12 protein-coding genes are annotated in these 12,497 nt (G+C 59.2%); 3 read left to right on the plus strand and 9 right to left on the minus strand.

From position 1 onward, the window contains the following. Position 1: 1 nt before the first annotated feature. Genes rsmA through GA0061100_RS07770 form a run of 3 tightly spaced genes read right to left on the minus strand, consistent with a single transcriptional unit; the run spans position 2 to position 2,805 of the window. On the minus strand, positions 2–829 hold the full coding sequence (gene rsmA / locus GA0061100_RS07760) for a 16S rRNA (adenine(1518)-N(6)/adenine(1519)-N(6))-dimethyltransferase RsmA (protein ID WP_075852168.1): 828 nt from the start codon (positions 827–829) through the stop codon (positions 2–4). Next, positions 829–1,854 carry a 4-hydroxythreonine-4-phosphate dehydrogenase PdxA gene (gene pdxA, locus GA0061100_RS07765; protein ID WP_075852625.1) on the minus strand — a complete coding sequence of 342 codons (1,026 nt, stop codon included), beginning with the start codon at positions 1,852–1,854 and terminating at the stop codon, positions 829–831. Before pdxA ends, rsmA begins: the two co-directional genes overlap by 1 nt. A gap of 6 nt (positions 1,855–1,860) precedes the next feature. Then, complete coding sequence (locus GA0061100_RS07770) at positions 1,861–2,805, minus strand: SurA N-terminal domain-containing protein (RefSeq protein ID WP_075852169.1); 945 nt, start codon at positions 2,803–2,805, stop codon at positions 1,861–1,863. Here GA0061100_RS07770 and GA0061100_RS34825 point away from each other — a divergent pair. After that, the gene (locus GA0061100_RS34825; RefSeq protein ID WP_167459814.1) at positions 2,787–3,032 is read left to right on the plus strand and encodes a hypothetical protein; all 246 of its coding nucleotides are present in this window, start codon (positions 2,787–2,789) and stop codon (positions 3,030–3,032) included. The genes GA0061100_RS07770 and GA0061100_RS34825 overlap by 19 nt on opposite strands. Here the strand turns inward: GA0061100_RS34825 and GA0061100_RS07775 are convergent. The 4 genes from GA0061100_RS07775 to GA0061100_RS07790 form a co-directional block, all read right to left on the minus strand. After that, a complete protein-coding gene (locus tag GA0061100_RS07775) occupies positions 3,014–5,407 on the minus strand; it encodes an LPS-assembly protein LptD (protein WP_075852170.1) in 2,394 nt (797 codons plus the stop codon). The genes GA0061100_RS34825 and GA0061100_RS07775 overlap by 19 nt on opposite strands. Then, positions 5,408–6,493 (minus strand): LPS export ABC transporter permease LptG, encoded by a 1,086-nt coding sequence (gene lptG / locus GA0061100_RS07780; RefSeq protein WP_075852171.1) that lies wholly within the window; start codon positions 6,491–6,493, stop codon positions 5,408–5,410. Then, positions 6,490–7,668, minus strand: a complete 1,179-nt coding sequence (lptF, locus tag GA0061100_RS07785; RefSeq protein ID WP_075852172.1) for an LPS export ABC transporter permease LptF — start codon at positions 7,666–7,668, stop codon at positions 6,490–6,492. The genes lptG and lptF overlap by 4 nt, the downstream gene beginning before the upstream one ends. Before the next feature lie 102 nt (positions 7,669–7,770). Beyond that, on the minus strand, positions 7,771–8,553 hold the full coding sequence (locus GA0061100_RS07790) for a phosphatase PAP2 family protein (protein ID WP_075852173.1): 783 nt from the start codon (positions 8,551–8,553) through the stop codon (positions 7,771–7,773). A gap of 204 nt (positions 8,554–8,757) precedes the next feature. On the opposite strand from GA0061100_RS07790, the gene GA0061100_RS07795 reads away from it, so the two are divergent. Both GA0061100_RS07795 and GA0061100_RS07800 read left to right on the plus strand, forming a co-directional pair. Further along, positions 8,758–10,254, plus strand: a complete 1,497-nt coding sequence (locus tag GA0061100_RS07795; protein ID WP_075852174.1) for a leucyl aminopeptidase — start codon at positions 8,758–8,760, stop codon at positions 10,252–10,254. A gap of 32 nt (positions 10,255–10,286) precedes the next feature. Further along, positions 10,287–10,736 (plus strand): DNA polymerase III subunit chi, encoded by a 450-nt coding sequence (locus GA0061100_RS07800; protein WP_075852175.1) that lies wholly within the window; start codon positions 10,287–10,289, stop codon positions 10,734–10,736. Between the two features lie 28 nt (positions 10,737–10,764). Here the strand turns inward: GA0061100_RS07800 and GA0061100_RS07805 are convergent, their stop codons facing one another. Together GA0061100_RS07805 and GA0061100_RS07810 are read right to left on the minus strand one after the other, a co-directional pair. After that, complete coding sequence (locus GA0061100_RS07805) at positions 10,765–11,310, minus strand: GrpB family protein (protein ID WP_075852176.1); 546 nt, start codon at positions 11,308–11,310, stop codon at positions 10,765–10,767. A gap of 75 nt (positions 11,311–11,385) precedes the next feature. Beyond that, complete coding sequence (locus GA0061100_RS07810; RefSeq protein WP_075852177.1) at positions 11,386–12,309, minus strand: Gfo/Idh/MocA family protein; 924 nt, start codon at positions 12,307–12,309, stop codon at positions 11,386–11,388. Positions 12,310–12,497 lie beyond the last annotated feature (188 nt).

Consider the following 12,497-nt stretch of genomic DNA (forward strand, 5'->3'; position numbering starts at 1 on the left):
CTTACAGGCAATTCGCCAGCCGGCAGAATTCTTCCACCGAAAGCGTTTCGGCGCGGCGCTGCGGGTCGATATCGGCCTTCAGCAGCAGCGCTTCGCCGCCAAGCGGCTTCAGGCTCTGGCGCAGCATCTTGCGACGCTGGCCGAAGGCTGCCTGCGTGACCTTCTCCAGCTTGTCGACGGCGCAGGGAATTGGGTTTTCGTTCGGCGTCAGATGCACCACCGTCGACGTGACCTTCGGCGGCGGTGTGAAGGCTTGCGGGGATATGTCGAAGGCCATGTGGGCTTTAGTCCGCCAGCCGCAGAGCACGCCGAGCCTGCCATAGTGATCGTCATCCTCCTGCGCCACGATCCGCTGGCCGACTTCCTTCTGGAACATCAGGGTCAGGGATTGCCAGAAGGGCGGCCATTGCGCGGGCAGGAGCCAGTTCACCAGAAGCTGTGTCCCGACATTATAGGGCAGGTTGGCGATGATCTTGACCGGTCCTTGCGGGGCAAGGGCGGCGAAATCCGTCTTCAGCGCATCGCCTTCGATCACCTCAAGCCGGCCGGGATAGTGATCGGCGATTTCCGCCAGTGCCGGCAGGCAGCGCGCATCGCGCTCGACGGCGATGACCTTGGCGGCGCCGAGCGCCAGGATGGCGCGCGTGAGGCCGCCCGGCCCAGGCCCGACCTCGAAGACGGTAGCGCCCTCGAGTGATCCGGCTGTGCGCGCGACCTTCTGGGTCAGATTAAGGTCGAGAAGGAAATTCTGGCCAAGCGCCTTGCGTGCATCCAGGCCATGGCGTTGGATCACGTCACGAAGGGGTGGCAGGCCATCCAGTGCAGCCATCAGCGATTATTTCCGGTCTTGCTGCTGATCTCACTCGCCAGCTTGAGGGCGGCCACCAGACTGTCCTCCTTGGCAATGCCCTTGCCGGCGATGCCGAAGGCCGTGCCGTGATCCGGGGACGTGCGGACAAAAGGTAAGCCGAGCGTGACATTGACGGAATCGTCAAAGCCAAGGGCCTTGGCGGGAATCAAGGCCTGATCGTGGTACATGCAGACGGCGACATCGTAACGCCGACGGGCTTCGTCATGGAACATGGTGTCGGCGGGCAGGGGGCCGAAAGCGTCGATGCCCTCGGAGCGGAGCCTATCGATCGCTGGCCGGACGATTTCGTCGTCTTCCTTGCCGAGTGCGCCATTCTCTCCGGCATGCGGATTGAGGCCGGCAACCGCAAGGCGTGGCTTGGAAATGCCGAACCGGCTGCGCAGATCATGATCAGTGATCCGGCAGGTTTCGACGATCAGATCGGAGGTCAGCGCTTCAGGCACCTCCTTCAGCGGAATATGGATGGTCACCGGGATGGCACGAAGCTTCGGACCGGCAAGCAGCATCACGGGCATGACCGGCTTTCCGGTCGCACGCGTTGCGAGATCCGCCAGGAACTCCGTATGGCCGGGAAAGCCGAAGCCGGCGTCGTAGAGCACCGATTTGGCGATCGGGTTGGTGACGACGGCAGATGTCCGGCCGCTCATGCTGAGGGAAACGGCTGTTTCGATGGCGGCAATCGTGCCCTTGGCGGTCGCCACATGCGGTTCGCCCGCGATCACATCCATTCCGGCCTCGATCGGCAGGATCGGCAGCGCATCGGGAAAGATGCCGCTTGCATTCGCCGGATCGGCGATTGCGAGCGGTACGGTCAGGCCGAGCTGCGAGGCCCGTGCCGCAAGCACGGCAGCATCGCCAAGAAACAGGAAGGGCGGTAAATCCAGCTCGCCGCGGCGGAGCCAGGCGGCGAGCGTGATATCGGGACCTATGCCGGCCGGATCCCCCTGCGTGAGCGCGAGGGGGAGAGAAGAGCGCGGTGGCATCGTCAATCAGCGATAGACGATCTGCGCCTTGGAGCGCAGCTCATCCATGTATTTCTTGTCGTTGGCGCTCACACCCGTTGCCTTGTCCTTGCCGATATCCTCGGCACGGAATACGGCAGCGGCGGCAACGTCGTCGTTCACCTGGCGCTGCGAGCAAATGGCAACATATTCGACGCCACGATCGGTCACGATCGGAGCTGTGGTGTTGCCGGATGCTTTTTCCAGCAGCGGCTTCCACATTTCCGGAACCTCCGGCGCGAGCACGCGGCCGAGATCCTGGACGGAGACGTCATGCATGGTTGCGGCAAAGACCTTCGCCTGGTCGCAGCCCGGGAATTTGGATCGCGATGCCTCGGCCTCGGATTTGCGCTGGTTCAGAATGGCGTTGCGCTTTGCAACCGGGACGACGAAGACGATCTGTTTCAGGAAATACTCCGTCGTGACCGGCTTCGTCTTGTTTTCCGTCATGCGCGTCACGAGATCGTCGTTCGACATCCGGCTTCTTGCGCCGAAGCGTGCATTGACGACCCGCGGCCAGCTCATGGAAACCGCGATATAGGATTTGAAGTGATCGACACCGACGCCGGCCTTTTCAAGAATTTGGCCGAGCTGCGCCGGCGTCATCTTGTTGCTGGAGGCGAAACGGCCGAAGGCAGCATCGACGTCCGTCGTCGAAACGGACATGCGCAAGCGAGAGATCTCGGCACGCTTCAGCGTTTCGTCGACAAGCTGATCCTTGGCGAGCTTGTTCAGATCGCCTTTCTGGCGCTGCAATTTGAGGAAGGCGACGCGCTTGGCAATGTCGCCGGATGTGATCACCTGGCTATTGACGAGGACCTTCACTTCGCTTGCTGCGAAAGCAACATCGCTGCTCGGCACGGCGAAGCTCGCCATAACCAAGGCTGCGGCTCCGAACAGCAGAGCGCGCATCGGTGTCTTTCCAGAAAACATCAACTACCCCTTCCCAAAGGTATTTCCTGCCAGCATTGCGCCGTTTTGGCATGTCTGTCGCGCAATACGGCAGCTTTGCGCCACATGTCTACATCAAGCGCGATGAATTGCAAAATCCTTGCGGCGAAACAATGACGCCGGCAGCGGCAAGCTGCATCAACGCAAAAGAGCCGGCGGTGAAGCCGGCTCCGTGCAGTTTCGAACTCTATCAGAACGTTGCGTCCTGAACGCTGCCGAGGTTGACATCGCCAAGCGTACGGAAGGTTAGGCGGGCGCCGATCGACCAGTCGCTTGCCGAACTGGCGGTCGTATCCTTCTTGTCGAGGAATGACACGGTGAAGATCGTGCATTCGTCCTCGTAGGAAAGACCGACGCCCTGACGGGTAATATCATTGCTGTTGAGGTCGTAGCTGACCGTGCCGAAGACCGACCAGTATTCCTTGAACTTGATCTGCGCACGCGTCTGGATTTCGTCCTGGTTGCTGGTGAAGCCATACTGCGGCTGGGCAGCAATATGCGTGTAGATCAAGGATGTCTGGAACACATCGTTCGAGAAGCCGACTGCCGTATCCCCGCGACGGAAGGCAAAATCCTTCTCGTCGAAGCGGTAGGACTGCGACAGCGAAATACCCTGCGGCGTCGTCAAGCCGAACATGGTGACATAGTCGGAACGGGTAGTTTCAAGTCCCGAATCCGAACCTACGCCAGCTAGATCGGTCGATGCGAACGAGTTTCGTCCGGCGAGCTGATAGGACTGGCCGAAAATGTGCTGCAACTTGTAGCCATTGTCGAAGCTACCCGTGTAGCGCCACCCGACATTGGCACGCGTGCCGCCCTCGACGCGGTCGAAGCCCGAGAACTTGTCACGATCGAACAGGTTGGTTGCATCGAAGACAAAGCTCTGCGCGTCCTCGTTGGGCAGCCGCCCGGCAAGCTGCTCGTCCGGACGCACATAGATCTGTGCGATCGGCTCGAACACGTGCGTGCTGTTGCTCGTCGTGATGAGGAACGGATACTTCGCTTCGAGGCCGAGCGTCGCCATGCCGCGCGCGGCATAGTCGCTATTGTCATAGTTGCCGGAGTAGGTGCCGGCCGCAGGCCCGTTCATGTCGAGGCCGTAGACGTCGCCACGAAGTGCCGCCAGTGGCGTCAAAACGAGGCCCTGATCCGTGGTGAAGGTACGCTGCCACTGCACCTCGGTGCTCAGGCGCGTATAATCTCCGGCAAGACCGAGGTAGCGGTCATTCAGGCTGGAGTCACCAAGAGAGCTCGTGGCGTCGAGGAAGGATGTCTTGTCACGCGACAGATGCGTGAAATTCATCGTCGCGGACAGTTCGCCGCCATAGACCGACTTCGGGTCGACATAGTGATAGTCGACGCTCGGATAGACGTATGCCTGCTGTTTCTGCGCAGTGGCGTTGTTGTCCGTGTCCTGCACGTTATAGTAGAAGGCGCGCATATCGAAGAAATTGCGCTTCCCGATGCCGGTCAAATAGGCTTGGTTCGTATGGGTGCTCTGGTTGAGACCATCCAGGCCATAGGTGCGCGAGAAGTTATTGTCGCTCTGCGCCATCACGTCCCAGCCGAAAGTCCAGCGAGGATTGATCCTGAAATCCGCCTTGGAGCTGATCATGCCGCGAGTTTTATGCTCGGCATCGGTTGTACCGGCTGTGAAGGCGTCCGGTTTCATCTGGCTGATGCCGGCAACACGCAGGGTATGGGTGCCGTTCTCGAAGCGCTGGCGGAACTCACCTTGGAGCAACAGACCCTGATTGGTGTAGCCCGTTGCTGTGACCGTAGCATCCATGCTCGGCGAGATGACGTAATAATAAGGAACCGTCACGCCGACGCCGAGACGCTGAGAAACGCTCACCGATGGGAACAGAAAGCCCGACTTGCGCTTGACCGTATTGTCGGGAACCGTGATCCACGGAACATAGGCGATCGGCAGGCCGAACAGCTCGAAGCGGGCATGCTCGAGACGGATCGTGTGCGTTACGCCGTTCTGGACGACACGCTGGGCCTTGACCTGCCACAGCGGCGCACGGCCCTGCTCAGAACAGGCCATGCAAGCGGTATAGACACCCTTTGTTAGAATCAGCTGATTGCCGCCGACCCGTTCGCCCTTTTCGGCGACCATACGGGTGTTGTCAGGCATTTCGATGCGCAGGGCGTTCACGAAGCCGTCGGAGAAGCTGTCGGTGACGTCCATTTTGTCACCGTACATGCGATTGCCGTCCGGGGTAATCAGCTCGACATTGCCGAGAGCCGTCATCCGCCCAGACTTCTGATTATACTCGACCTTCTGGGCGACCATCCTGTAGCCGCCATAGTTGATCTGGACCGCACCGCTCGCGGTGACGATCTGCGTATCCTTGTTGTAGACCAGTTCGTTGGACGAAAGGACTAGCTTAGCGCCTTCCGGCACCTTCACCTTGATAGGAGAGGTCGCAGCACCGGCGCCGCCATTGTTGGTGTTGGCATTACTATTATTGGCCTGGGCGTAAGCGACGACCGGACTCAAAATATATGCACACGCGGCCGTGCCCGTAACGAGGGCAGCCACATACTTTCTGATACTCTTGCGGTTGCCTGCCGCCACTTAGCCGTCCTCCTGATGAAGCAGGATCGTTGCCCCGAATGCCAATGCGACGATCACGGGTATCCATGTCGCCACATAGGGAGGAACCACTCCGCTGCTCCCGAATGCCTTTACAAGCACGGTGACAACATAAAGCACGAAGCCGGAGAGGATTCCACCCAGAATCACAGAGCGCGATTGATTGAATCTACTGAATTTTAGGGACACAGTTGCCGCAATCAGCGTCATTGCCACCAGAAGGAACGGCTGTGACAGAAGCGAATGAAACTGTGTCTCAAGTGCGTTGGTCGAGATCCCGAAGGAGCGAGCGACCTTTATTCGATTAGAAAGATCATAAAAAGCAATGGTTTCCGGTTGAGCCAAACGTTGCGAGACGAAATCCTGTTTCAGATTCGTACGGACTTGTATCGAACTCTTATGATCCGGAATTTCTCCCGGTCGCCGTTCGACGACATTGTTAAGAAGCCAGTAACCATCTTCCAATTTTGCCGAGTCCGCGTCCTGCCGCAGGACGATATTTCCCTGTGAATCGAAGTGGATAAACACGACGCCTGTCAGTGTCGTTCCGTTGTTCAGAATGGCCTTGGCACCGATGATCGTGTCGTCTTTCCCGTTGGACTGGCGCAGCCACGGGATCGAAAGTGTATTGCGGTAGGACGGGTCGCCGCGCAGATCGGCTTCGATCGCCTCCGCATGCCGCTGGCCCCATGCCGCTACCGGGTTGAGGGCGAGCATGGTCAGAAGCCCGACGCAGAAAGCACCCATAACGAAAGGCATCATGAACTGCCAGACGGAGATGCCTGCCGCGCGCGCGATCACCAGTTCACGGCGGCGGTTGAGGGCGATCAATACCGTCATGCCCACGAAGAGCGCGATGAACGGCACTGTCTGCTGAAGGATGAACGGCAGTCTGACCGCCGTCATCAGCAAACCGATGGAGACGGTATATCCGGGCAGACCGGCAAGCCGTCCAGCGGTCTCGCTGAAATCGACGAGATAAACGATCGAGATGACGCCGAGGAAGAACCAGAACGTCGTCACGATGTAACGCGTGAAGAAGTAGCGCCCGAGCGTGCCGAAAATCATGCACCGCCCCCGTTCGAGCTGCCTGGTGCCGTCGGCATGCGGTCCTGAACTCTTTGTCGCCAGTTGCTGAGGCGGTTGCGGATTGAGACCGGCATCGTCATCTTCCGGTTCCGCAGCAAGAGGATGATCGCGATAAGCGCTGCGATGATATTGATTGCGTAGAGAACGCCGATGAACTTGGTCGAATTGTCGATCTGGTTGGCAGCATAGAAATCTGCCCAGCGCAGCGCGAAGGATATGGTCAGCGCCGACACCATCGGATGCAACCGCGCCTCACGATGTGACCGCGCGTCACCGGCGATGACAAGCGATATCAGCGCAAAGATTGCCGGCAGCGCCCAGTCGTTGAGGCGGCGATGCAATTCGGCGCGGTAATCGCCAGGTCTTTGCTTGTAGTCGGGATCGTTCGTGTCCGGATTGAAGAGGAAGCCAAGGCTGCGGTCGCTGGCTCGCGCATTAGCCTGGCCACGGCTTTGCGTCATATCCGACAGGTCGAAGGAGTAGGAATCGAACTTGATGACCGAGACGCTGCCGTCGGGCGTTTTGCGGTGAACTTCACCGTCTTTCATCAGCAGCGATGTGCCGCTTGGGTCGACGGCGCCTTCCTTCGCATAATAGATGAGATCAAAGGCTGGATCGCGGGAATCGACCACGAACAGCCCCTTCAGGATTCGTCCCGACAGGCGCTGCGAGATCTGTACATAGAGTCCATCCTCGATGCGCCGGAAGTTCTTCTCTTCGATCACGGTGGACAGAAGATCGGCATAGGCCTCGGCCACCATCTGGCGGGCGGCGACACGCGCTCTCGGCTCTACGACATTGTCGACGAAAAAGGAGAACACGCTGATCGCGATGGCGAGAATCATGATCGGTCGGATGATGATGCTGCGCTTCGCGCCAGCAGCTTCCATGACGGTCAGCTCGGAATCGCTGTTCATGGCCGTCAAGGTCTGCGTGATGCCGATGACCAATGCGAAAGGTAGAACGATCGGAATGATCGTCGGCAGGATGAGCGTCGCGAGCTTTGCGAACGAGCCCATAGACTGGCCGCTATCGGTCACGAGATTGATGCGCTGCAGGACCTGCGTGGTCCAGATAATGGCGAGCACCGGCAGCAGCGCTACCAGGAACATCATACCGACACGCCGTACGATATATGTCTCGAATAACTTCATGCCGGCCCTTAAACGCAACAGCTGCCGAACGAGCCGACAGAGATTCACCCTCCTCTACGCTGTTTACGTTTTTTTGGCGACAACCAACTCGAAAAAAATTCGTTAATTTTCCGAGATTCTTCTGTCGTGTGTCGTTTGGGATAGAGCCAGCAGGGCGGCGAAGATCACAAGCGAGGAGAGCCAGCCGAGGACGGCATCGGAGAGATAGTGTCCGCCAAAGGCGACTCTAAGTGCTGGAATCAGCAGCGAAACTGCCGCGATCGGCAGGGCGGCCGCCGATCGGAACGGCTGCGGAATGATGAGGATCAGACAGAATAGCCAGCCCGCCGCCGCCGCTTCGCCCGAGATGAACGAACAGTTGCTGACACATTTGCCGGCGAAAGACCCTGCATGCACGAAATCGAACGCGCCGCCGAAGAGATCCGTCTGTCGCGGGCGTGGGCGCCCTGAGAAGGCTTTCAGCCACAGATTGACGATCAGCACCGGGCCTAGGAGCAAGGAGCCGAGCGCGACCTTGAGATTGCGGGCTCTGAGCGCGTTGAAGGTCGCGCCGTGATCCTGCCAGCATCTGAGAAGCATCCAGAGCAGCACGAAGGCGACGACATAGGGCAGCTGAAAGAACACGTCCCGCAGCAACTGCATGTGACGATCGCCGCTATAGGGGAAAATGCCACAGATCTGGTCAGGCTTGGTGCTTCCAAGGCATTGCTGCGGTTGGAAGAACATATTCGCGACGCCGAGATCGATCTGTGGAAAAAGTGAAAACAGACCCAGCAAAGCCCACCAGAGACAGAAGAGGGCGATGAAGGCATCACCCGCCGTGCGCGGCCGCAAAATCTCCGGGAAACGATCTTCGCGATTGAGGCTGTTGAAATCTATGATCAAGGCGGCTTTCCGACAAGAATTGTGCCGCCTATGGCGGCTAAAACACCATCGCGTGCAATCTAGCTGCGCTAAATGACAGGGATTTGAAGCCGCCGGCCGGCTTATAGAGGGAATGCCGCGCCAAAAGCTTGTATTCCTTGAGCAGACCTTGAATGATGGTTGTGTAAAGTTCTCTCACTACGACGCATATTTATCGGAGCAGAAATGTCTGTGAAATTCGAGATTTCCTTTGCCAAGTCGGCCCGTCTCAGCGGCGGTCTGGCCATTCTCCTGAAAGGCACGGATAGTGAGTTGCCGGCTGGTGCCGAGAGCGTCGATCCGGCGAATGTTTTCGCAAAGGCGGCGCCTGTATCCGGCTTCAAGAGCAAAGCGCTGAGCAGTCTGGATATCATCGCGCCCGAAGCGTCGCCCGTCGACCGGATCATCGTCATCGGCGCTGGCAAGGCCAAGGGCCTGACGGCGCACGACTGGCTGAAGCTTGGCGGCAGTGCTGCGGCAAAAATCCGCAACACGGATAAGGTCGCGATCTTCCTCGACGCATCCAACGTCGAAGTCGGGGCGAAGGAGGCCGCTGATTTTGCCTTGGGCATGCTTCTGCGTGCCTACAGCTTCGATACCTACAAGACCAAGAAGGGCGATGAAGACGAGAAGGGGGCCTCCCGCAAGGCGGTGAAGGTGACGATCATTACCCAGGAGGCGGCAGCCGCCAAGAAGCTTTATGCGACCTCCGAAGCCGTGGCAGGCGGCGTGATTCTCGCGCGCGATCTCGTTAACGAGCCGCCGAACGTACTTGGCCCCGTGGAGTTTGCGGCCAAAGCCAAGGAATTGGAAAAGCTCGGCGTCGAGATCGAGATCCTGACGGAGCGCGAAATGCGCCGGCTCGGCATGGCGGCCCTGCTGGGCGTCGCGCAAGGCTCGGCTCGCCCGCCGCGGCTGGTGGTCATGCAATGGAAGGGCGGCAAGGCGAAGGACAAACCGGTCGCCTTCATCGGCAAGGGCGTCGTCTTCGATACCGGCGGCATCTCCATCAAGCCGGCAGCCGGCATGGAAGACATGAAGGGCGACATGGGCGGCGCGGCAGCCGTCACCGGCCTCATGCATACGCTTGCCGCGCGTGAAGCGAAGGTCAACGCCATCGGCGTCATCGGTCTTGTGGAAAACATGCCCGATGGCAATGCGCAACGCCCAGGCGATATCGTCACCTCCATGTCCGGCCAGACGATCGAGATCATCAATACCGATGCCGAGGGCCGGCTCGTTCTTTGCGATGCGCTCTGGTACACGAACGATCGCTTCAAGCCGCAATTCATGATCAATCTGGCGACGCTGACCGGTGCGATCCTCGTCGCGCTCGGCAATCTGCAGGCCGGTCTGTTCTGCAACGACGACAAGCTGGCTGGCGAACTGACGGCGGCAGGCCTTACGACCGACGAGCGCCTGTGGCGCATGCCGCTCGGCAAGGATTACGACAAGATGATCGACAGCAAGTTCGCCGACATGAAGAACACTGGCGGCCGCCATGCCGGCTCGATCACCGCCGCCCAGTTCCTCAAGCGCTTCGTCGGCGACACGCCCTGGGCGCATCTCGATATCGCCGGTACGGCGATGGGCTCGGTCCAGGACGAGATCAACCAGTCCTGGGGTTCCGGTTTCGGCGTGCGCCTGTTGGATGAACTGGTGCGTGCCAACTACGAATCGTGACCGGCCGGTCTTTGTAAGATAGAAGAGGCTCCATGACCGACGTTCTCTTCTATCACCTGACCGAATCGAAGCTCGAAGACGCCCTGCCACCGCTGATCGACAAGAGTGTCGAGCGCGGCTGGCAGGTCGCCGTGCAGATGCGCGAGCCGGCCCGGCGCGATCTCCTGGATAGTCATCTTTGGACCTATCGCGAAGACAGCTTTCTGCCGCATGGTATCGATGACGATGAGATGGCAAGCCGCCAGCCCGTGCTGCTGACGATTTCACCTGACAATATAAATAGTGCCACCGTGCGTTTCTTCATTGACGGCGCCGAGGCGACGGATGTCGGAGCCTATCAGCGCGTCGTGCTGATGTTCGACGGCTACGATCAGGAGCAGTTGGAAAGCGCACGCGCCCAGTGGAAGCGCCTGAAAGGCGAGGGGCATAACCTCACCTATTGGCAGCAGACGCAGGATGGTCGTTGGGAAAAGAAGGCTTGACCTTGTCGCGCCTTATGGAAGAGGTGCCCTAAGCGCCTTCCGACAGGATCTTCTGGATGAATTCCTTCTTCGCCGCCGTATAGGATGCACGATCATTGGCATATTTTGCCGCAAGCTCGACCTTCAGCGCCTCATAGGCATGCGCTAGATCCGGCTCCTTGCGCAAGCGGTCACGAAAGATGAGGAAGTTGCGCCAGGTCGGGCCACCATATTCCACCACATGCACCAGGTGCGTGCGGGTATCCCCTTCGATATCGCGGCCGAAAATATGGTCGTCCGGCACGATATGGCTACCGGCATAGACATAGCCGATGGAGGCCATCGGCTCGACACAGGCGAGCCCGTCTTCGAAGCGCCGCACACCGACGGCGATATCGATGATCGGCTTGGCCTTAATTGCCGGGATCGAGGTGCTGCCGAAATGCTGGACATCGACGGCGAGGTCGCCGAGAGCCTTGCGAATGGCAGACTCCTCCAACAAATAGGCTTCGTGCCAGCTCTGGTTCGGGTCGGCTAGCTTGACGGACTTGTTGCCGACGCCGAGCCCAAAGGATTGATCATGCTCCGATGCCATAGGCATCTCTCCGATGAAGACGATGCGCTACGCTAGCACGTCGCAGGCCGCATTGTCTTCACCGGGAAAGGCCTATCAATCGTAAAATGCGTCGACGAATTTGCGCTTGCCGAGCATGAAGGCGTCGGCGACGTGGCGCAGCGGCGAGACATCGACATCGGAGGTGCCGGCTTTGACGATCTCGGCAAAACGGCGATAGAGCGAGGGATATTCGGCCTCGGGTGCCGAGAACTTCAGCTCGCCGTTGACGGAAAGCTTGGAGCCGCCATCGGCCAGAACCATCTGGCCGGCATCCGTTTCGGCGACGATATCCCAGCTCTGCTTGCCGGTCTGGCGCCAGTCGAATTCGGCATGAACCGGAAGCCCGGCTCCGCTCTTGAAGTGCAGGTCGGCAGCGATCGGGGAATCGCGGTTTTCCGGAAACTCGAGCGTCGCCCCGGTCAGGAAGAGCGGCGGCAGAATGTGGGTCACGATCGACAGCGCATTGATGCCGGGATCGAACACACCAAGCCCGCCGGCCTGCCAGATCCATTCCTGGTTCGGATGCCAGTGACGGACATCTTCCTTCCAGATCACGTGGGCGCTGCGGATATTGGTGCTGGCGAGGAAGGTCTTTGCAGCCTCCACGGCCGGTGCATAGCGCGAATGCCAGCTTGCAAAGAGCGAAACGCCCTTGGTTCTTGCCAGGTTTTCGAGATCGGTCACTTCGCTAAGCGTCGCGCCCGGCGGCTTCTCCAGGAAAACATGCTTGCCGGCCGACAGCGCCTTGTAGGCCGCTTCATAGCGATATTGCGGCGGCATGCAGAGAGAAACGGCGTCGATCTCTGGCACGGCATCGAGCATGGCTTCGATGGCAGTGAAAGCGGGGATGCCTTCGACGGTGCCATGACGGCTCGCCGTAGCGATCAGTTCGAAGTCCGGATTGTTCGCGATGGATGGAAGGTGCTGATCGCGGACGATCTTGCCGACGCCGACAATGGCAAGCTTGATGGGGGACATGGGTGTCTCTCGATTAGTATGATTATTGATGCGATCTTTAACAGAATGCCACATTCGGGCAAGGGGCGGCAAATCGCAAGGGTAGGTGTTGGGTCCAATGTTGGGCCATAGTGCCCAAGCGCCATCATGCTTGGAAAACGAGTGCCGGCTCTTGATTCACAGCCTGAAATCGGCACTCTTCCTCTGCG

Source organism: Martinezella hainanensis, assembly GCF_900094555.1.
In the GTDB taxonomy this organism is placed as follows: Bacteria; Pseudomonadota; Alphaproteobacteria; order Rhizobiales; family Rhizobiaceae; genus Rhizobium; species Rhizobium hainanense.